This is a genomic window from Arthrobacter sp. B0427-1-12, assembly GCF_059092905.1.
The window spans coordinates 192,038-213,712 of record NZ_JBNHIC010000003.1; the positions used below are offsets into that span (position 1 = coordinate 192,038).

Genomic DNA, 21,675 nt, shown 5'->3' on the forward strand with positions numbered 1-21,675 from the left:
CTGAAAGCGGCAGCTCCGAAAAGGGGCTCCCAACCACAGCCAGTAATCGAAGGAAAAGAAGCAGATGCAGGATCTCGGAGTCGTCAGGCCCACGCTCGAGGAGTTCAGGGCGCTGGCGTTGGACCACCGCGTGGTGCCGGTGCACCTGAAGGTGCTGGCGGACGCCCACACCCCGATCGCGATCTACCGCAAGCTTGCGCAGGGCGAGCCGGGGACCTTCCTGCTGGAGTCCGCCGCGGTGGGCGGGGTCTGGTCCAGGTATTCCTTCATCGGCGCACGGTCGAGGGCCACGCTCACCACCAAGGACGGCGAGGCGCACTGGCTGGGCGAGCCTCCGGCAGGTGTTCCCCTGGACGGGAACCCGGTGGAGGCGATGCGGCGGACGGTCGAGCTGCTGCGGACCGAGCGGTTCGAGGGACTGCCGCCGCTGACCTCCGGGCTGGTCGGCTTCGTCGGCTGGGAGTCGGTGCGGCACTGGGAGAAGCTCACCAGCCCTCCGGCGGACGACCTGCAGATGCCGGAGCTGGCCATGAACCTGGTGACGGACCTGGCCGTGCACGACAACACCGAAGGCACGGTCACTCTGATCGCCAACGCCATCAATTTCGACGGGAGCGGCGAGCGGGTCGACGATGCCTGGTACGACGCCGTGGAGCGGCTCAAGTCCATGCTGCGGAGGGTCAGTGCTCCGGCCGAGCAGCCGGTGTCCGTGCTGGAAAACGGCACCGTGGATACGGAGCAGCTCCTGAAGAACGTCCGCGAGAGCTGGGACCGGAATGAATACCTGAAGGCGATCGAACGCGGCAAGGAGGCGATCGTCGACGGCGAAGTGTTCCAGGTGGTGATTTCCCGCCGCTTCGAGCTGGACTGCGGTGCTTCGGCCCTGGACGTCTACCGGGTGCTGCGCAACCTGAACCCCAGCCCGTACATGTACATGTTCAGTTTCGTCGATGCCGACGGGGCCGAATACGCGATTGTCGGCTCGTCGCCCGAGGCGCTCGTGACGGTCACCGGGGACGAGGTGATCACCCATCCGATTGCCGGGTCCAGGCCCCGCGGACGGACGGTGGAACTGGACCGGGAGCTCGCCGAGGAGCTGCTGGCCGACGAGAAGGAACGTTCCGAGCACCTCATGCTCGTCGACCTGGCCCGCAATGACATCTCCAAGGTCTGCGAACCGGGCTCGGTGGAGGTGAGCCAGTTCATGGAGGTGGAGCGGTTCAGCCACATCATGCACCTGGTCTCCACTGTCGTCGGCAGGCTCGCACCGGATGCCTCGGCCTACGACGTGCTGGCGGCGACCTTCCCGGCCGGGACGCTCTCCGGGGCGCCCAAGCCGCGCGCGCTGCGGCTGCTCGACGAACTGGAGCCGCACAAGCGCGGCCTCTACGGCGGCGTGGTGGGCTACCTGGACTTCGCCGGGGACATGGACATGGCCATTGCCATCCGCTCGGCGCTGCTGCGCGGCGGGCGGGCGTATGTCCAGGCCGGTGGCGGCATCGTGGCCGATTCCGTGCTTGAGACGGAGGCCATGGAAACGGTGAACAAGGCCGCTGCGCCCCTGCGTGCCGCCCTGATCGCCTCCAGCCTGCATCCTGTTACGGCGGACAGTGTAATTGCCGACGGCACCGCCGCAGTGGGGGAGGCGGCGCTGTGAGCCGCGGGATGTCGCACGGGACGGCGCGCTGGAAGCGCAAGGGGACCGTCGTGCTCGGCGGATTGCTCTGTGCCGCCCTCGCCTTCGGGACGACGACGCAGACCTGGCTGCAGGTGAAGCTGCCGCCGTCGGCGGTGCAGACACCGAATCTGGATGTTCCCGGCAGCGACGCGGCCGTGTCGGTCACTGCGCTGGCCCTGGTCGCGCTGGCTGGTGTCCTGGCGGCGTCGATCGCCGGTCGGGTCGCTCGGATCATCATCGCGGTGATCATCATGCTGGTCGGCGCAGGGATCACGGCCGCTGCCCTTGCAGTCATCGTGGATCCGGCCACGGCCGCCTCCGCTTCGATCGGCAAGGCCATCGGCATCATCGGAGCGCCTGTCGACATCACCCTGACCGCATTCCCCGCGGTGGCAGCAGTGTCCGGCGTGCTGGTTTTCCTCGCCGCGGTGTGGCTGCTGGTTGCCGGCCGTACCTGGGTGCGGTCCAGGCGGTTCGAGTCCGCTGCCGGCACGGGCACGGCTACCGGTACCGGTCCTGATACCGGGACCGGCACCGGCGGCAAGGAGGCACCGCCGACGGAGGCATCCGCCGGAAACGATCCGGCGGACGGTGACGGGACGATCGATGAGATCGATGGCTGGGACCAACTGAGCCGGGGGCAGGATCCAACCCGCTGAGGCTTCACATGGGCGGTTCGCCGCCTGGCTGCTCCGTTAATAGGGCAGAATGAAATCAGCAACGTTTATGAGGAGATAGATAATGGCCAACAACGCCACCACTACCCAGCAAGAAGAGGCCAGCATCCACGATGCACCGATCGGGCACGGCAACAGCCCGGCTGCCTGGACTTGCGTCTTCATCATGATGATCGGAGTCGCCGCTTCGTGCGTCGGTTTCGTGATGGCCAGCCATCTGGTCTTCTGGGGCGGTCTGGTCGTCGTGGCCATCGGCCTGGTTGCCGGCTGGATCATGAAGAAGGCCGGTTTCGGCGTCGACGGCCACAAGCTGAAGAGCACGCACTAGCGTGACAGTTCTCGACGACATTATTTTAGGCGTCCGGGAGGATCTCGAGGAGCGCCGGCGGCAGGTGCCGCTGGACCGGGTCAAGGAGCTGGCCGCGCAGGCAGTCCCCGCGCGGGACGCCTATGCCGCGCTGGGCGGCAATGACCAGCCGCGCGCCGCGCTCCGGGTCATCGCTGAGGTCAAGCGCAAGAGCCCGTCCAAGGGGGACCTGGCCAATATCGCGGATCCCGCCGCCCTGGCGGCCAGCTATGAGGACGGCGGTGCCGCCGTCATCAGTGTGCTGACCGAGCAGCGCCGGTTCAACGGTTCCCTGGCGGACCTCGACGCCGTGCGCGCCGCGGTCCAGCTGCCCGTGCTCCGCAAGGATTTCACGGTGGATCCGTACCAGATCTGGGAAGCGCGCGCCCACGGGGCGGACCTGGTGCTGCTGATCGTGGCGGCGCTGACCGATGCCGAGCTGCAGGAATTCCTGGCGCTGACCCACCAGCTGGGCATGAATGCCCTGGTGGAGACGCACACCGCGGAGGAGATCGACCGCGCGGTGGCGGCCGGGGCTCGCATCATCGGCGTCAACGTCCGGAACCTGAAGACGCTGGACGTGGACCGCGGCATCTTCGCTTCGCTGGCGGATCGGATCCCTGCGCAGGCAGTGATCATCGCCGAGTCCGGGGTGCGGGACGCCTCCGACGTGGAGCACTACGCTGCCAACGGTGCCAACGCCATTCTGGTGGGCGAGGCGCTGGTCCGGCACAACGATCCGGCCGGCACGGTCACGGAATTCCGCGAAGCAGGCGCCCGGGCCATAGCGGCCCGGATCAGTTAGGACCTTCGCAACATTACGCCGGGCATGGTTTCGCCATGCCCGGCATCAGCATGGAAAGACAGGACGGTGGACCTCATGACCGACAAGCCTGAAGCGCAGGCCGGCCCGGAGCCGTTGGCGGATACCACGCCCGACGCGGCCGATGCGTTCCTCAGCGGAGGGAAGAGCTTGCGCCACGCGCCGGGCCCGTACTTCGGGGCTTTCGGCGGCCGATGGATGCCGGAATCGCTGATCGCGGCCCTGGACGAGCTGGAGGACACCTTCGAAAAGGCCAAGGCCGATCCGGAGTTCCTGGCCCAGGTGGCGGAACTGAACCGGAACTATTCAGGCCGCCCGTCCCTGCTGACGGAGGCCAAGCGCTTTTCCCAGCACGCCGGCGGGGTCCGCATTTTCCTCAAGCGGGAGGACCTGAACCACACAGGCTCTCACAAGATCAACAATGTGCTGGGCCAGGCGCTGCTGGCCAAGCGCATGGGCAAGACCCGCCTGATCGCCGAGACCGGGGCCGGCCAGCATGGTGTCGCCAGTGCGACGGCGGCCGCGCTGCTGGGGATGGAATGCGTCGTCTATATGGGCGCTGAGGACACCCGGCGCCAGGCCCTGAATGTCGCCCGTATGGAATTGCTGGGCGCCACGGTGGTACCAGTGACCGCCGGCTCACGCACGCTCAAGGACGCTATCAACGAGGCGCTGCGGGACTGGGTGGCGAATGTCCACACCACCCACTACCTGCTGGGCACCGCCGCGGGAGCCCATCCGTTCCCTGCGCTCGTCCGGTACTTCCACGAGGTCATCGGTGAAGAAGCCCGGGAACAGATTCTGGACCAGGCCGGCCGGCTGCCCGATGCCGTCTGCGCCTGCATCGGCGGCGGCTCCAACGCCATCGGTATCTTCCATGGTTTCCTGGACGACGCCGGTGTGGCCCTGTACGGGTTCGAGGCCGGCGGCGAGGGCGTGGAGACCGGCCGGCACGCGGCCACCATCACGCTGGGCCGTCCCGGCGTACTGCACGGTGCACGTTCCTATCTGATGCAGGATGAAGACGGCCAGACGATCGAATCGCATTCCATTTCGGCCGGGCTGGACTATCCCGGTGTGGGGCCCGAGCACTCCTACCTGCACGACATCGGACGCGTGAACTATGAGCCGATCACCGACACGGAGGCCATGGACGCTTTCCGCCTGCTGTGCCGCACCGAAGGCATCATCCCGGCGATCGAGTCCTCGCACGCGCTGGCCGGCGCACTCAAGGTAGGACAGCGCCTTGCCGCGGAAGCCGGGTCTGCTGAAGCGGCTGCCGAAAAGATCATCGTCGTTAGCCTGTCCGGCCGCGGCGACAAAGACGTAGCCACCGCAGCAGAATGGTTCGACCTGCTGGACAGTAATTCGCCGGAAGCAGAGATCGGCGCCGAAGGAGAGCAGTTGTGAGCAGCGCAGCAGTAACCAGCAAGTCCGCCGCCGCGATCGACAAGGCCAGAGCGGAAGGCCGCGCCGCGCTGATCGGTTATCTGCCCGCGGGTTTCCCGTCCGTGGAGGAGGCGATCGAGGCCGCCGTGGCCCTAGCGGACAATGGCGCTGACCTGATCGAGATCGGCGTGCCGTATTCGGATCCGGTGATGGACGGCCTGGTGATCCAGGAGGCCACCACCAGGGCGCTGGCCGGTGGTTTCAAGGTCGCGCAGGTCTTCGACATCGTCGCGGGCATCACCAAGCGGACGGATGCGGCTGTGCTGGTCATGACCTACTGGAATCCCGTCCTGCGCATGGGCGTCGACGAATTCTCGCGGCGCCTGGCTGAGGCCGGGGGAGCCGGACTGATCACACCGGACCTGATTCCGGATGAGGCAGCGGAATGGTTCGAAGCCTCGGACAAGTACGGTCTGGACCGGGTCTTCCTTGTGGCGCCGTCCTCGACCCCAGCGCGGATGAAGCGCACGGTGGAGGCCAGCCGCGGATTCGTGTACGCCGTCTCCATCATGGGGGTCACGGGTGCACGCAGCCAGGTCAGCGATGCCGCGCGCAGCGTGGTCGAACGGGCCAAGGAAGCCGGAGCGGAGCGGGTCTGTGTGGGCCTGGGCGTGTCCACCCCGGACCATGTGCGGGAGATTGCCGCCTACTCCGACGGCGTCATCGTGGGGACGGCGCTGGTCGCGGCCCTGCGGGACGGCGGGCCGGAGGCGGTTGGTACGCTGGCCGCGGAACTGCGCACCGGACTGGGCTGATCCGGGGCCGGCCGGCGCAGCGGCCGATCCCGCCTGCCACGAATATGCCTCCGGGACCAAAGGAATCCGACCCATGCAGACCACCGTCAATGCACTCTCCATGATCCCGGCCGGCATTCCCAGCCCCGGCTGGTCCGGTTTCACCGTCGGCCCGCTCACGATCCACGCCTACGCGCTGTGCATCCTGGCGGGGATCATTGCGGCCCTCTGGCTGACCACGGTCCGCTGGCGGCGCCGCGGCGGCCCGCAGGATGCTGTCTGGGACATCGCCATCTGGGCCATCCCGTTCGGCATCATCGGCGGCCGGCTGTACCACGTCTTCTCGTCGCCGGACGCGTATTTCGGTCCAGGATTTGACGGCACGGGCGATCTGTCGCTGATCCCGCAGATCTGGCTCGGCGGTCTGGGCATCTGGGGTGCCGTCGCCCTGGGTGTAGTGGGGGCGTGGATCGGCTGCCGTCGGGCCGGCGTCAAACTGACTTCCTTCATCGACGCTGCGGCTCCCGGGCTTCTGCTGGCGCAGGCCATCGGGCGCTGGGGCAACTGGTTCAACCAGGAGCTGTTCGGCGCACCGACCGACCTGCCCTGGGGGCTCCGGATCGATCCGGACAGTCCCAATTTCCCGGCCGGAACCGAACCGGGAACACTCTTCCATCCGACGTTCCTGTACGAGTCGCTCTGGAACCTGGCCGGCGTCGTCATCCTGCTGGCACTGGACCGGAAGTTCCATTTCCGGCGCGGCCGCCTTTTCTGGCTGTATGCGGCGTACTACACGCTGGGGCGGGTCTGGATCGAGGCGATGCGCATCGATGACGCCGAGCTGATCTTCGGTGTGCGGCTGAATGTGTGGACCAGTATCCTGGTCTTCCTGGTCGCCATTACCTTCTTCATCGTGCTGGGTGTAACCGGAAGGAACGCCGGGACATCGGTCTACCTGCCTGGGCGGGAACCGGCTGCCGGCGCGGATGATGCCGAAGCGGACAACGCAAAAACGGACGGCGCAAAAGCGGACAGCCCAGAAGCGGCGGGTGCAGAAGGTGGACGGAATCTTGCCGGAAGTGAACGGCAGGTTACGGAAGCCGCACGCGAGGAACCGGGAAATTCCGCGGCTGCACAGAGCCAACATGACGCTGCCGCCGCCGCCGCGCAGGAATCCGGTGCGTCCAATCGTGCAGACCGTGGTAATCTCTCACAACCACACGGCGAGGCCGGCAACGCTTCGCCGCCCGCAGGTGCGGGCAAGGATAAATAGTCCCGGGGCCACCGCCCTGGCGGCTATAGACCATGCCGTGGACTGATTGGTACGGACCAGGTTGCAACAAACCAGGGAAGTGCCAGCTGTGACAGAGGGCCTTTATGGAACCGTTGCTCACCAACCGCGCTGGGCTTTGTGGCCTCTGTCATAGAATCGTCTGTACGTGACATTCCGCGCAGCCTGATTCAGGTGCTGCGTGCCGGGGCCAGCGCCGTCCCCTCCTGACGCTCCAACGCGGAGGAAGGACAGTTATTCCATGACCGCCCAGTATATCGAAAACCCGCCGGGCACGGCGGAGCGGGTTGTTTCCCCTTTCCAGCGGTTCGCCGCCTACCCGGAGGCTTCCGGCCTGTACAGCCCGGAGAATGAAAAGGACGCCTGCGGCCTGGCAGTCATTGCCACTCTCCGCGGCGAACCGGGGCATGACATCGTCGACGCGGCGCTGACGGCGCTGCGCAACCTCGAACACCGCGGCGCGGTCGGCGCCGACGAGGGCACGGGTGACGGTGCAGGTCTGCTGACACAGATCCCGGATGAGTTTTTCCGCGCCGTTGTCGACTTCGATCTTCCGGCGGCGGGCCAATATGCCGTCGGCACCGCGTACCTGCCCACGGAGGCGGGCGAACAGAGTTCGGCCCGCGCCGGCATCGAAGACGTCGCCGAATCGGAGGGGCTGCGCATTTTGGGCTGGCGCGACGTGCCCGTTGTTGCGGAGCTGGTGGGTGCCATGGCACGCGCCTGCATGCCGCACTTTGTCCAGGTCTTCCTGGCCAATGCCGACGGCGATGACTCGGAGCCGGGCCGCGGGCTCGATGCCAAGGCCTTCCGGCTCCGGAAGCGCGTGCAGAACAAATACGGCGTCTACTTCCCGTCGCTGTCCTCGAAGACGATCGTCTACAAGGGCATGCTGACCACTGCCCAGCTGGAACCGTTCTACCCGGACCTGTCCGATTCCCGGTTCAAGACGAAGCTCGGGATTGTCCACTCGCGGTTTTCCACCAACACTTTCCCGTCGTGGCCGCTGGCCCAGCCGTTCCGTACGATCGCGCACAACGGCGAGATCAATACGGTCAAGGGCAACCGCAACTGGATGCGCGCCCGGCAGTCCCAGCTGTCCAACCCGCTGCTCGGCGACGCTCCGGAGGAGCTGTACCCGGTTTGCACCCCGGGAGCATCCGATTCCGCGTCCTTCGATGAAGTCGCTGAACTGCTGATGCTGTCCGGGCGGCCGATTACCCACACCATCATGATGATGATCCCCGAGGCCTGGGAAAACCACGCCACCATGGATCCGGCACGCCGGGCGTTCTACCAGTACCACTCCATGCTGATGGAACCGTGGGACGGTCCAGCCGCCGTTTCCTTCACGGACGGCACGCTGGTCGGCGCGACCCTGGACCGGAACGGCCTGCGCCCGGGACGTTACTGGGTCACCGAGGACGGGCTGGTAATCTTCGCTTCCGAAGTCGGCGTCCTCAATGTCGAGCCCTCAAAGGTCGTCAGGAAGGGCCGTGTCTCCCCGGGCAGGATGTTCCTGGTGGACACCGAAGCCGGACGGATCATCGAGGACCAGGAGGTCAAGGCCGAGGTCGCTGCCGCCAATCCCTGGGGCCAGTGGGTCAGGGAAAACCAGATCAACCTCTCCGACCTGCCCGAACGCGAGCATGTGGTCCACACGCGGGCCTCCATCAACCACCGCCAGCGGACCTTCGGGTACACGCAGGAGGAACTGCGGATCCTGCTCGGACCGATGGCGCGCACGGGGGCCGAACCGCTGGGCGCCATGGGCTCGGATACCCCTATTGCCGTGCTGTCCAAGCGCCCCCGCTTGCTTTTCGACTACTTCGTGCAGTCCTTCGCCCAGGTGACCAACCCGCCGCTGGACGCCATCCGCGAAGAACTGGTCACATCGCTGCACACCTCGATCGGTCCGGACGGCAACCTGCTGTCCACGGGGCAGGTCCGGGCCAAGCAGGTGGCGCTGAACTTCCCCGTCATCAACAATGACGAACTTGCGAAGATCGCCAATATCCGCAACGACGAGGGCGAGCGCCTTGCCCTCAAGGTCCGGGGCCTCTACCGGCCGGAGGGCGGGGAAGCCTCCCTCCGGGCGCGCCTTGCGGAGATCTGCGAAAAAGTATCAGCGGCCATCAACCGCGGCGTGCACTACATCGTGCTGTCGGACCGTGATTCCAACGGTCAGTGGGCACCCATTCCCTCGCTGCTCCTCACCAGCGCCGTACACCACCATCTGCTCAAGAGCGCCAACCGCACCAAGATTTCGCTGCTGGTCGAGGCCGGCGATGTGCGCGAAGTGCACCACGTGGCGGTGCTGATCGGCTACGGCGCATCCGCAGTGAACCCGTACCTGGCGATGGAGAGCTGCGAGGAGCTGGTCCGCAACGGGGATATCACCGGCGTGACCGAGTCCGAGGCCGTCTACAACCTGATCAAGGGCCTGGGCAAGGGCGTCCTGAAGATCATGTCCAAGATGGGTATCTCCACCGTGGCGTCCTACTGCGGCGCCCAGACGTTCGAGGCGCTGGGCCTGTCGCAGGAACTTGTCGACGAGTTCTTCCACGGCACCCATTCGCAGCTGGGCGGCGTCGGCCTGGACGTCATCGCGGCCGAGGCCGCGGCGCGCCACACCACGGCCTACCCGGCGGACGGCGTTGAGGAACCGCACCGCCTGCTGGAAAACGGCGGCGAGTACCAGTGGCGGCGCGAGGGCCCGCCGCACCTGTTCAATCCGGAGACGGTCTTCCGGCTGCAGCATTCCACCCGGGAGCGCCGCTATGACATTTTCAAGGCCTACACCAAGGGCATTGACGACCAGTCCAAGGACCTGATGACCCTGCGCGGCCTGCTCAGGTTCAGGACCGGGCTGCGCCCGGCCGTGCCGCTGTCCGAGGTGGAACCGGTCTCCAGCATCGTCAAGCGCTTCTCCACTGGGGCGATGAGCTACGGCTCCATCTCCAAGGAAGCGCATGAGACGCTGGCCATCGCGATGAACCGGCTGGGTGCAAAATCCAACACAGGCGAGGGCGGCGAGGACGTCGACCGCCTGCTGGATCCCACGCGCCGCTCGGCGATCAAGCAGGTTGCCTCCGGCCGGTTCGGCGTCACCAGCCTCTACCTGACCAACGCGGACGACATCCAGATCAAGATGGCGCAGGGGGCGAAGCCCGGCGAGGGCGGCCAGTTGATGAGCCAGAAGGTCTACCCGTGGGTGGCCCGGACCCGGCACTCGACCCCGGGCGTAGGACTCATATCCCCGCCGCCGCACCATGACATCTACTCCATCGAGGACCTGGCGCAGCTGATCTACGACTGCAAGCGGGCCAACCCGTCGGCCCGGGTCCATGTGAAGCTGGTGTCTGAAGTGGGGATCGGCACGGTGGCGGCCGGTGTGACCAAGGCGAAGGCCGACGTCGTCCTGGTTTCCGGGCACGACGGCGGCACCGGCGCCAGCCCTTTGAACTCGCTCAAGCACGCCGGCGTCCCCTGGGAGCTCGGCCTGGCCGAAACGCAACAGACGCTGATGCTCAACGGCCTGCGCGACCGCGTGGTGGTCCAGGTCGACGGCCAGCTCAAGACCGGCCGCGATGTGGTCATCGCGGCCCTGCTGGGCGGCGAGGAATTCGGCTTCGCGACGGCTCCGCTGGTGGTTTCCGGCTGCGTCATGATGCGGGTGTGCCATCTGGACACCTGTCCGGTCGGTGTGGCGACACAGAATCCGGAGCTTCGGAAGCGCTTCACCGGCAAGCCGGAATTCGTGGTGAACTTCTTCGAGTTCATTGCCGAAGAGATCCGCGAAATCCTGTCCGAGCTCGGCTTCCGTTCGCTGGAAGAGGCGATCGGCCACAATGAGTTCCTGGACATGCGCCAGGCGATCGACCATTGGAAGGCCGACGGCCTGGACCTGGACCCGATCCTGCGCGGCTACGAGTTCGACGAAAACGTTCCGGTGCGCAACCTGCTCCCGCAGAACCATGAGCTGGACAAGCACTTCGACAACCACCTCATCGCGATGAGCGCCGAGGCCCTGGTGCACCGGGCACCGGTGCGCATCACGGTGGATGTGGTGAACACGGACCGGTCCGTCGGCACGATGCTCGGCCACGAGGTCACCAAGCGCTTCGGCGTGGAGACCCTCGCCACGGACACGATCGACGTGACGCTGACTGGCCAGGCCGGGCAGTCGCTTGGTGCGTTCCTGCCCGCCGGCATTACGCTGCGCCTGTTCGGCGACTCGAACGACTACGTCGGCAAGGGGCTGTCCGGGGGCCGGATCATCGTGCGTCCGGACCGGGGCAATGTCTTCCCGGCGGACGTCAACGTCATCGCCGGCAACGTCATCGGCTACGGCGCCACCAGCGGCGAAATCTTCCTGCGCGGCCAGGTCGGCGAACGGTTCCTGGTCCGCAACTCCGGTGCCACCGCCGTTGTCGAAGGCATCGGCGACCACGGCTGTGAATACATGACCGGGGGACAGGCGCTCATCCTGGGCCGCACCGGACGCAACTTCGGCGCCGGGATGTCCGGCGGAACAGCCTATGTGCTGGACCTGGATCCGTCCCGGATCAACAAGCAGAGCCTGGACGCGGGCGAACTGCTGCTCCTGGAGCCGGACGCGGAAGACATAGAAATCATTCGCCAGCTGCTGATCAAGCACCACGAGGAAACGGACTCGCAGCTGGCCGGACACTTGCTGGACGACTTCGAGGAAACGGTAAGCCGCATCACGAAGGTGCTGCCGCGCGACTATGCCGCAGTGCTGGATGCCCGTTCCACTGCCATCGACGAGGGCCTTGACCCCGATGGTGACGAAGCTTGGTCCCGGATTTTGGAGGTTACCAATGGCTGATCCACGCGGATTCCTGAAGGTGAGGGAACGCCAAACGCAGCCCCGCCGGCCGGTCCCGGTACGCATCATGGACTGGAAAGAGGTCTACGAGGCGCAGGACCAGGACGTACTCAAGGCCCAGGCAGGACGCTGCATGGACTGCGGCATCCCGTTCTGCCACCAGGGCTGCCCGCTGGGCAACCTGATTCCCGAGTGGAACGACCTGACCTGGCGCGGCAAGGGCGCGGAGGCAATCGACCGGCTCCATGCGACGAACAACTTCCCGGAGTTCACCGGCCGCCTGTGCCCGGCGCCCTGCGAGTCGTCCTGTGTGCTGGGCATCAACCAGCCGGCGGTCACGATCAAGCAGGTTGAGGTTTCCATCATCGACGAGGCGTGGGAAAACGGCTGGGTCACCCCGCATCCGCCGCAGCGCCTGCTGACGGACAAGACCGTCGCCGTCGTCGGCTCCGGTCCCGCGGGCCTGGCCGTGGCGCAGCAGCTCACCTGCGCCGGCCTGACCGTGGCAGTCTATGAGCGCGACGACCGCATCGGCGGGTTGCTGCGCTACGGCATTCCCGACTTCAAGATGGAAAAGGAACACATCGACCGTCGCCTGGAGCAGATGAAGGCCGAAGGCACCCGCTTCAGGACCGGCGTCGAGGTGGGCAAGGACATCAGCTGGGACCAGCTGCGGCGGCGCTATGACGCCGTCGTGATCGCCACCGGCGCCACGGTGCCGCGCGACCTGCCCATCCCGGGCCGTGAGCTCGAGGGCATCCACTTCGCCATGGACTACCTGGTCCAGGCCAACCGGGTGGTCGCCGGTGACCCGGTGGAGAACCAGATCGACGCCAAGGGCAAGCATGTGGTGATCCTGGGCGGCGGCGACACCGGCGCCGACTGCCTGGGCACGGCCCACCGCCAGGGCGCGGCCTCCGTGACCACGCTGGCCATCGGCAAGCAGCCGCCGCAGGAGCGCGCCGCGCACCAGCCGTGGCCGATGTTCCCGACGCTGTTCGAGGTCGCCAGCGCGCATGAAGAAGGCGGTGAGCGCACTTACCTGGCGTCCACCGTCGAGTTCCTGGGGGACGAAAACGGACAGCTGCGCGCCATCAAGGTCGCCGAAACTGAGTTCGTCGACGGCAAGCGCCTGCCGAAGGCCGGTACCGAACGGGAAATCCCTGCGGACCTGGTCTTCCTGTCGCTGGGCTTTACCGGGGCGGAGCCGGCCGGCATCACCGAGCAGGTCCAGGCGGAGTTCGACGGCCGCGGCAACGTGGGGCGCGACGGTTACTACATGACCAATACGCCCGGCGTCTTCGTGGCGGGCGACGCCGGCCGCGGACAGTCGCTGATTGTCTGGGCGATCGCGGAGGGGCGTTCCTGCGCCGCGGCGGTGGAGAAGTGGCTGACGGGCCAGACCCGGCTGCCGGCCCCGGTGGCGCCGACCGACCGGGCGATCGCACCGCTGTAGCCGAACCGCCGGGCCGACGGCGTCCGAAAGCAGGATCATCGGCCCGGCAAGTGTTTAACCCGGCAAGTGTTTAATCCGATATCAAGACGACTAGGCTAGGTTTCATGAGACGAGCGAAGATTGTTGCCACATTCGGTCCGGCGATCGCCAGTTACGAAAACACTTTGGCAATTCTGGAAGCGGGCGTCGATGTAGCCCGCATGAACATGAGCCACGGTGACCACAGCGTCCATGACAACACCTACGAGAATGTCCGCAAGGCCGCCTCGGAACTGGGCAAGGCCGTGGGCATTATGGCGGACCTGCAGGGGCCGAAGATCCGGCTGGGCCGCTTCGCCGATGGTCCGCACGAGCTGGCCGCGGGGGACACATTCACCATCACCGTCGCGGACATAGAGGGCACCAAGGACATTTGTTCGACGACGTTCAAGGGGCTGCCCCAGGACGTCCGGGTGGGCGACCCTCTGCTGATCGACGACGGCAAGGTCGCCCTGCGCGCGGTCGAAGTCACCGATGAGAAGGTGGTCACCGAGGTGACGGTCGCCGGTACCGTCTCCAACAACAAGGGCATCAATCTTCCGGGCGTTGCGGTCAACGTTCCAGCCCTGAGCGAGAAGGACGAGGACGACCTGCGCTGGGCCATCCGCCGCGGCGTCGACTTCGTCGCGCTGTCCTTCGTGCGCAATGCTGCCGATGTGCAGCGGGTGCACGAGATTATGGACGAGGAGGGCCGCCGCGCTCCGGTCATCGCCAAGATCGAGAAGCCGCAGGCGGTGGACGCGCTGGATGAGATCATCGACGCGTTCGATGCGATCATGGTGGCGCGCGGCGACCTGGGGGTGGAGCTGCCGCTGGAGGAGGTTCCGCTGGTGCAGAAGCGGGCCATCGAGATGGCACGGCGCTGGGCCAAGCCGGTGATCGTGGCCACTCAGGTGCTCGAGTCCATGATCGAGAATCCGCGCCCGACCCGGGCGGAGGCCTCGGACTGCGCGAACGCCGTGATCGACGGTGCGGACGCTGTCATGCTCTCGGGTGAAACGAGCGTGGGCAAGTACCCGATCGATACGGTCCGGACGATGGCCCGGATCATCGAGTCCACCGAGGAGCATGGCCTGGACCGCATTCCGCCGCTGGGCAGCAAGCCCAAGACCCGCGGCGGAGCGATCACGCGTTCGGCCGTGGAGATCGCCAACCAGCTGGACGCGAAGTTCATTTGCACGTTCACCCAGTCCGGCGACTCGGCCCGCCGTTTGTCCCGCCTGCGTCCGGTGAAGCCGGTCTTCGCGTTCACTCCGGTGGAACACGTCCGCAGCCAGCTGGCGCTGGCCTGGGGCATCCAGCCGCTGCTGGTGGAATTCGTGTCCCACACCGATGAGATGACCAAGCAGGTCGACCGCGTCCTGCTGGAGCGCGGGCTCGTGGAACCGGACCAGCTGGTGGTCATCGCCGCCGGTTCGCCTCCCGGCGTGGCCGGTTCGACCAACCTGCTCAAGGTCCACAAGGTCGGCGACCTGGCCGATGCAGGGCAGCTGCTGGAAGGACGCCAGCGCCCCACCAAGGAAAAGGTCGGCCCCTGGCCGGTCAAGCCGGTCAAGGTCAACGGGATCTAGGGGCAGCCAGAACGTGAAGAAGCCCCGGACGCTGGCCCGGGGCTTCTTCACATGTCAGGGCAGTTGAGGCTTGGACGGCGCTCAGCCGGCGCTTAGTTGACCTGGTTGATGATCGTCTCGGCGACTTCACGCATGCTCAGACGGCGGTCCATGGACGTCTTCTGGATCCAGCGGAAGGCTTCGGGTTCGGTCAGGCCCATCTTGGTGATGAGCAGGCTCTTGGCACGTTCAACCAGCTTGCGCGTGGCGAACTGCTCCTTCAGGTCGGACACCTCGTTCTCGAGGGCCTTGATCTCCTCATGGCGGGACAGCGCGATCTCGATCGCGGGGATCAGGTCCGCCGGGGAGAAGGGCTTGACGACATAAGCCATGGCGCCGGCGTCACGGGCACGCTCCACCAGTTCCTTCTGGCTAAAGGCGGTCAGCAGGACCACAGGGCAGATGCGGGCCTTGACGATCTGCTCGGCCGCCGTGATGCCGTCCATTACCGGCATCTTCACGTCCATGAGGACCAGGTCCGGCTTGTGCTGTTCGGCCATTTCGATGGCCTTCTCGCCGTTGTCCGCCTCAGCCACCACATCGAAGCCCTCGCCGCGCAGGATCTCGATGATGTCCAGCCGAATGAGGGTCTCATCCTCGGCGACGACCACGCGGCGGGCGGAGGCAGCTGTTGGGGTGGGGTCGGATGTCTCAGGCACTAATGCTCCTTGGAAGCGTTGGAATAGCGGCGCGGAACGCGCGGTTCACTGAAATAGCCTATAGGCATGTAGAGTGTATTCGCGCATGTAGTGATGATCCACTCGTCACACGATGCCCAAGTGGCGGAATTGGCAGACGCGCCGCACTCAAAATGCGGTATCGAAAGATGTGTGGGTTCGAGTCCCACCTTGGGCACGGTAAACCCCTCGTCAGAGGGGTTTTGCTTTTTAATGGCCGCCCTCCCATGCCTGTCATCGCCTGCGCTCTTGCCGTATGGTCGTCCCAAGGTGTCGAATCTGTGGTAGCAGCGAACGAGCGCGGATGATGGCGACGATGCCAGGAGGTGTTCATGTCGGCAAAAGGTGCAAGCGGGCAGCCGAAGGGTTCCGGGCGGGGCAGTCCTGATCCGAGGTGGACCGACGCGTCCGCCGCGCCGCCGGGCGACAGCCCGGAGAAGATCCGCAACATCGCGCTGGTCGGCAATTCGGGCGCGGGAAAGACCATGCTGACCGAGGCGCTGCTCGCCGCCACGGGTGCCATCCCGCGCAGGGGCTCCATCACGGACGGCACCACGGTGAGCGACTCGGATCCGTCCGAGATCCGCCAGCAACGCTCCGTTGCGCTCTCGCTGGTGCCCCTCGCCATCGACGACGTGAAGGTCAACCTGCTCGACACACCGGGCTTTCCGGACTTTACCGGTGAGTTGCGCGCCGGGCTCCGCGCCGCTGACGCGGCGTTGTTCGTGGTGTCCGCTGCCGGCGGCGTGGATGCCGTGACCACCGAACTGTGGGGCGAGTGCGAACGGGTCGGGATGCCGCGGGCGGTGGTGATCAGCCGCCTCGACCATCCCCGTGCAGACTACGACGCCGTCCTTGCCGCCTGCCAGCAGGCCTTCGGCGATTCTGTGCTGCCGCTCTACCTTCCGGTGCGTACAGGCGGGTCGGTGACGGGATTGCTGGGGCTGCTGACGGGGACCGTTTCGGACTACGCCGCGGACGATTCCCATCTCACCGAACGGCAGGCGGGCACCGAGGAACTTACCGCGTCGGAATCCGCACGCAGCGCGCTCATTGAAGGGATTATCGCGGAGAGCGAGGATGAGTCGCTGATGGACCGCTATCTTGGCGGCGAGCAGATACAGCTGGACATCCTGGTCAAGGACCTGGAGACCGCCGTCGCCCGCGGCTCGTTCTTTCCGGTCCTTGCCACATCCTCGGAAACCGGGGTCGGCCTGGCCGAACTGCTGGACATGCTGCTTCGTGCCTTCCCGTCGCCCGTGGAGCGGGACCTGCCGCCGGTGACGGAGATCGATGGAACCCCCACCGGACCGTTGACCTGCGATCCCGCCGGACCGCTCGCCGGTGAGGTGGTGCGCACGACCATCGACCCGTTTCTCGGCCGGGTCTGCCTGGTCCGGATCTTCTCCGGCACGCTGCGGGAGGATTCGGCGGTGCATGTCTCCGGGCATGGATTATCCGATCGGGGCCACCAGGACCACGACAGCGACGAGCGGATCACGCACCTGTACGCCCCGCTCGGCTCCAAACTGCGTCCGGTTCCTTACGCCGTCGCCGGGGACATCTGCGCCCTCGCCAGGCTTGGCAGCGCCGAAACCGGGGACACGGTGTCGGCCAAGGAGCGGCCGCTGCTCATTGAGTCATGGGAAATGCCCGAGCCGCTGATGCCCGTTGCGGTCGAAGCGGCCTCGCACGGTGACGAAGACCTGCTGGCCAGGAACCTGGGGAAGGTTGCCGCGTTCGACCCGACGCTGCGGGTGGAACGCAACGCCGAAACACATCAACTGATCCTGTGGTGCATGGGCGAATCCCACGCTGAGGTAGTACTGGACAGGCTGCGCGGACAGGGTGTGAAACTGCAGACCGTCGATGTGGTCACGCCGCTGCGCGAGACCTTCGCCGCGCCGGCCGCCGGTCACGGCCGCTACGTCAAACAATCAGGGGGCCATGGCCAGTACGCGATTTGCGACATCGAAGTTGAACCGCTCGAACGCGGTGCGGGATTCGAGTTCGTTGACAGGATCGTCGGCGGGGTGGTCCCCGGCCCGTTCATCGCTTCGGTGGAGAAAGGCGTCCGGACGCAGATGCAGAAGGGGGTGTCCGCAGGTTTTCCGGTCGTGGACATCCGGGTAACGCTGGTCGGCGGCAAGGCCCACAGCGTCGACTCGTCGGATGCCGCATTCCAGGCTGCAGGGGCGCTGGCGCTGCGTGAGGCAGCATCGGCGGGACGCATCCAGTTGCTGGAGCCCGTCTCGGCGGTGACCATCAGCGTTCCGGACCAGTACGTGGGCACGGTGATGAGCGATTTGTCCGCCCGTCGCGGGCGCCTGACGGGAACGACATCCGCCGGCGGAGAAATAACTGAAATCAGCGCGGAGGTTCCGGATCAGGAACTGCTGAGGTATGCCATCGAGCTACGTGCCCTGACCGCGGCGACCGGCCGCTTCCGCCGCAGCTACCTGCGGCATGAGCCGGTGCCGCCCAATGCCGTCCCTGCTGCCGTGACGGCGTGACGCGGCTCCGCCGGCCGGGCAGATTCCAGGCGGCCACGCTCCGGGCGGGAAGTCAGCTGTGCGAGCGCAGGAATGCCGCGACCGGCTCCGCCAGCGACGCCCCCACTTCGTCCGCGCTGCGCCTGACCCCTGTGATGCCGAAGGAGTGGTCGCCGCCCTCGTACCACTGAAGTGCCGCGGTCGGTCCGATGCGGGCAACCACCTTCTCGAGCAGTTCGGGGGTCGCGAACGGATCGCGCGTGCCCTGCAGGAAGAGCATGGGCAGCGTCAGGCCGTAGAGGTGCTCATCGCGGAGTTTCTCCGGCTTGCCCGGTGGGTGCAGCGGGTAGCCGAGATAGACCAGCCCGGCCGCGGACATGCCCTCGGCGACCGCCATCGAGGCCATGCGTCCACCGAAGGATTTACCGGCGGCCCACAGCGGCTCGCCGTCCAAGCGCGCCGCAGCCGCGTCCATTGCCGCCCGCCAGGCAGCGATCGCTGCCGGTGGCCGGTCGGGGAATTTCCTGCCTGCTTCGCGGTAGGGAAAATTGAAGCGGAGGGTGGCGACACCCACGTCGTTCAAGGCGCGGGTGAAACCGTGCAGGAACGGATGGTCCATGCCTGCTCCCGCTCCGTGGGCAACGACGAGCGTCGCGAACGGATGGTCCGGCCGGGCGTAAACACCCGAGACTCGAATATCGCCGACTGACAGGCTGACGGGGGATTCGGGAACAGACATGCCTCCATGATGCCGGTTGGTATGCGCGGCCGGGGCCGACGCGCCAGAATAAAATGTGGTCTATATCACCGGGCTGGGGCAGCTGGATGCTTCGTCCCTGCCGGCCGCGGGCGGCAAGGCTGCCAATCTGGGAGTGCTCATTAACGCTGCGCTGCCGGTGCCCGACGGTTTCTGCGTGCTCACGCCGGCGTACCTTCGGGTGGCCTCCGGCACCGCACTGCCGGATCTGCTGCCGGCGCTGCAGGCCTGCGTCCCCGATGACGCCGATAACCTTCGACGCCTCGCAGCGCAGGCCCGCGCTATCCTGGCCGGCGCGCCGGTGCCGGAGGAGATCGCTTCGGCCATTGCCGCGGCCTATGCCGGCCTGGGGGCCCGGGATGGCCCCGACCGCCCCGGTGGGCCGGAGCCGGTGGCGGTACGGTCCTCGGCAACGGCGGAGGACCTGCCCTTCGCCAGCTTCGCGGGCCAGCAGGACACCTTCCTGAATGTTGCCGGCGAAGCGGAGGTGCTGGCGGCGGTGCGCCGGTGCTGGGCCTCATTATGGACCGACCGCGCCGTCGCGTACCGTGCGCTGAACGGCATCGACCAGTGCTCGGTGGCCATCGCCGTCGTCGTTCAGCGGATGGTGCCCGCAGCGGCGGCGGGCGTGCTGTTCACCGCCAATCCGGTGACCGGACGGCGGCGGGAGGCGGTGATCGAGGCGGCACCGGGGCTCGGCGAAGCCGTGGTGTCCGGCGCGGTGGATCCGGACCGTTTCGTGGTCGACGCCGGTTCCGGGCGGATCCTCGAACGCCGCCTTGGTGCCAAGCACCAGGGGAAGCCGTCCCTGGGCGACGACCGGATCGTAGAACTGGCCCGGCTGGGCCGCCGCGTCGAGGAGCTGTTCGGAGCGCCCCAGGACATCGAATTCGCCACCGACAGCGACGGCAGGCTCTGGCTGACCCAGTCCCGGCCGATCACCACGCTGTATCCGGTACCGCACAGCGTTTCCGGCCAGCCGCCGTCGGACTTGCGGCTGTATCTGTGCCTGAGCCTGGCCCAAGGCCTGACCCGGCCGATCACCCCGATGGGGCTTGCCGCCTTCCGGGTCATCGGCAGCTCGATCGCGCGGACGGCGGGCTTCAGCGTGCCGGACCCGCTGCAGGGGCCGGCGCCATACGCCGAAGCAGGGCAGCGGTTCTTCGTCGACCTGACCGAGGTGGTCCGGAGCCGGCTTGGCCGCGCGCTCGCCACCCGGGTTTTCGACGTGATGGAGGCGCGCTCCGCGGCCGTGGTCCGTGCGCTGTTCGAGGACGAGCGTTTCCGGGTGGTCCACACCTCTGGGCTGCCGGTGATCAGGCGGGTGGGCAGGATTGCCGTGCGTTTCCACGTGCCGGTGACCTTCGCCGCGGCGCTGCTGCAACCCCAGGAAGCACGACGGCGGGCGGAGCGGTTCGGCGACAGCCTCGCCGCACGGTTGGCGGCGCCGCCGGAGGCTGCGGCGGAGGGGATGGCACCGGAGGGCCTGCGAGCCCGGGAACGGCTGGAGAACGCCCAGCGGCTGCTGGATTCCGCCGTCTTTCCCCTGCTGCCGCGGATCCTGCCTGTGCCGGCAGCCGGTTTCGCGGCCCTGGGCCTGGCCCGCAAGCTGCTCGGCGACCTGGCTGCACCAGCGGAACTCCAGACGGTCCTGCGTGGCCTGCCGCACAATGTCACCACTGGGATGGATCTGGCGTTGTGGCAGCTGGCTGGCAGGATCCGCCGGGATCCGGAGTCGGACGCGGCGCTCAGGGTGCCGGATGCCGGAACTGTGGACGTGTGCACGCTGACCGGCCGCTACCGATCAGGCACACTGCCGCCGGTCCTGCAGGCCGGGTTGTCGGAGTTCCTGGCCGAATTCGGGCACCGTGCAGTGGCGGAAATCGACCTGGGGATGCCGCGCTGGTCCGAGGACCCGGCGCACATTATCGGAGTGCTCTCCAACTACCTTCGCCTGGCCGATCCGCAGTTGGCTCCGAATGTCCTCTTTGCGCGCGGCGCCCGCGGCGCTGAAGCTATGCGGAACGAATTGGTGGCGAGGGCCCGGTCCCGGGGACGGCTGCGCGCCGCAGCGGTCGGGGTGCTCCTGGAGCGGACCCGGCAGCTCGCCGGCCTGCGGGAGCTGCCCAAGTACCATCTGGTCCAGGTACTGGCCGCAGCCAGGCGCGAAGTGGCGGCGGCCGGCGTCGACATTGCCGCAGCCGGACGGCTGGAAGCTGCAGCCGACATCTTTTTCCTTGACCTGGCCGAAGCCCGCCGCGCGCTCGGCGGCGCGGATTTCAGGGCTGTGGCGGACGACCGGCGGGCTGCCTACGAACTGGAACTGCGCCGGCGGCATGTTCCCCGGCTGCTGCTGTCCGACGGAACGGAACCGGAAGCCGCGATCCGGGGTGGCGCTCAGGGACCGGGTACTTTTGGGCTGGGTACTTCCGTGCTGGGTACTTCCGCGACGGACACACTGACGGGCAGTCCGGCATCGGCAGGTACGGTGATGGGCCGGGCCCGCGTGGTGACCGATCCGGTGGGAGCGTACCTGGAGCCCGGGGAGATCCTCGTCGCCCCGTCGACCGACCCGGGCTGGACACCGCTGTTCCTCACCGCCGGTGGCCTGGTCATGGAGATGGGCGGGGCGAACTCCCATGGGGCCGTCGTCGCCCGCGAGTACGGAATTCCCGCCGTCGTCGGCGTCGCCGGCGCCACGGAACGCATTGCTACCGGCCAGCGCATCCGGGTCGACGGGGCGGCCGGAACCGTCACTGTGGACCCTGTGGCCAAGGATCTGCCCCGCGGCTAG

The 21,675-nt window shown here is 67.0% G+C and carries 14 protein-coding genes and 1 tRNA gene; 13 read left to right on the forward strand and 2 right to left on the reverse strand.

The window, feature by feature from the left end; all coding sequences use genetic code 11:
• Positions 1-64 precede the first annotated feature (64 nt).
• The 10 genes from AC5RWU_RS04310 (at position 65) to pyk (ending at position 14,916) form a co-directional block, all read left to right on the forward strand.
• On the forward strand, positions 65-1,657 hold the full coding sequence (locus tag AC5RWU_RS04310) for an anthranilate synthase component I (protein WP_494029289.1): 1,593 nt from the start codon (positions 65-67) through the stop codon (positions 1,655-1,657).
• Positions 1,654-2,337, forward strand: coding sequence for a Trp biosynthesis-associated membrane protein (locus AC5RWU_RS04315; RefSeq protein WP_494029288.1), 684 nt, complete (start codon positions 1,654-1,656; stop codon positions 2,335-2,337). The genes AC5RWU_RS04310 and AC5RWU_RS04315 overlap by 4 nt, the downstream gene beginning before the upstream one ends.
• A gap of 82 nt (positions 2,338-2,419) precedes the next feature.
• Positions 2,420-2,683, forward strand: a complete 264-nt coding sequence (locus AC5RWU_RS04320) for an HGxxPAAW family protein (RefSeq protein WP_494029287.1) — start codon at positions 2,420-2,422, stop codon at positions 2,681-2,683.
• Position 2,684: 1 nt separating this feature from the next.
• A complete protein-coding gene (gene trpC / locus AC5RWU_RS04325) occupies positions 2,685-3,506 on the forward strand; it encodes an indole-3-glycerol phosphate synthase TrpC (protein WP_494029286.1) in 822 nt (273 codons plus the stop codon).
• 75 nt (positions 3,507-3,581) lie between these two features.
• Positions 3,582-4,934 carry a tryptophan synthase subunit beta gene (trpB, locus tag AC5RWU_RS04330; RefSeq protein WP_494029285.1) on the forward strand — a complete coding sequence of 451 codons (1,353 nt, stop codon included), beginning with the start codon at positions 3,582-3,584 and terminating at the stop codon, positions 4,932-4,934.
• A complete protein-coding gene (gene trpA, locus AC5RWU_RS04335) occupies positions 4,931-5,728 on the forward strand; it encodes a tryptophan synthase subunit alpha (protein ID WP_494029284.1) in 798 nt (265 codons plus the stop codon). The genes trpB and trpA overlap by 4 nt, the downstream gene beginning before the upstream one ends.
• A gap of 73 nt (positions 5,729-5,801) precedes the next feature.
• The gene (gene lgt / locus AC5RWU_RS04340) at positions 5,802-6,980 is read left to right on the forward strand and encodes a prolipoprotein diacylglyceryl transferase (RefSeq protein ID WP_494029283.1); all 1,179 of its coding nucleotides are present in this window, start codon (positions 5,802-5,804) and stop codon (positions 6,978-6,980) included.
• Between the two features lie 259 nt (positions 6,981-7,239).
• A complete protein-coding gene (gene gltB, locus AC5RWU_RS04345) occupies positions 7,240-11,850 on the forward strand; it encodes a glutamate synthase large subunit (RefSeq protein WP_494029282.1) in 4,611 nt (1,536 codons plus the stop codon).
• On the forward strand, positions 11,843-13,306 hold the full coding sequence (locus tag AC5RWU_RS04350; RefSeq protein WP_494029281.1) for a glutamate synthase subunit beta: 1,464 nt from the start codon (positions 11,843-11,845) through the stop codon (positions 13,304-13,306). Before gltB ends, AC5RWU_RS04350 begins: the two co-directional genes overlap by 8 nt.
• Positions 13,307-13,410: 104 nt before the next feature.
• Positions 13,411-14,916 (forward strand): pyruvate kinase, encoded by a 1,506-nt coding sequence (gene pyk / locus AC5RWU_RS04355; protein WP_494029280.1) that lies wholly within the window; start codon positions 13,411-13,413, stop codon positions 14,914-14,916.
• A gap of 92 nt (positions 14,917-15,008) precedes the next feature.
• Here pyk and AC5RWU_RS04360 read toward each other — a convergent pair whose 3' ends face one another.
• Positions 15,009-15,614, reverse strand: coding sequence for an ANTAR domain-containing response regulator (locus tag AC5RWU_RS04360; protein WP_494029279.1), 606 nt, complete (start codon positions 15,612-15,614; stop codon positions 15,009-15,011).
• A 114-nt stretch (positions 15,615-15,728) separates the two neighbouring features.
• Between AC5RWU_RS04360 and AC5RWU_RS04365 the strand changes: the two genes are divergently transcribed.
• Together AC5RWU_RS04365 and AC5RWU_RS04370 are read left to right on the forward strand one after the other, a co-directional pair.
• A tRNA-Leu gene (locus tag AC5RWU_RS04365) sits at positions 15,729-15,810 on the forward strand.
• A gap of 154 nt (positions 15,811-15,964) precedes the next feature.
• The gene (locus tag AC5RWU_RS04370; protein WP_494029278.1) at positions 15,965-18,145 is read left to right on the forward strand and encodes an elongation factor G-like protein EF-G2; all 2,181 of its coding nucleotides are present in this window, start codon (positions 15,965-15,967) and stop codon (positions 18,143-18,145) included.
• A gap of 52 nt (positions 18,146-18,197) precedes the next feature.
• On the opposite strand, the gene AC5RWU_RS04375 is transcribed toward AC5RWU_RS04370, so the two are convergent.
• On the reverse strand, positions 18,198-18,863 hold the full coding sequence (locus tag AC5RWU_RS04375) for an alpha/beta hydrolase family protein (protein ID WP_494029277.1): 666 nt from the start codon (positions 18,861-18,863) through the stop codon (positions 18,198-18,200).
• Positions 18,864-18,918: 55 nt separating this feature from the next.
• On the opposite strand from AC5RWU_RS04375, the gene AC5RWU_RS04380 reads away from it, so the two are divergent.
• Positions 18,919-21,675 carry a PEP/pyruvate-binding domain-containing protein gene (locus AC5RWU_RS04380; protein ID WP_494029276.1) on the forward strand — a complete coding sequence of 919 codons (2,757 nt, stop codon included), beginning with the start codon at positions 18,919-18,921 and terminating at the stop codon, positions 21,673-21,675.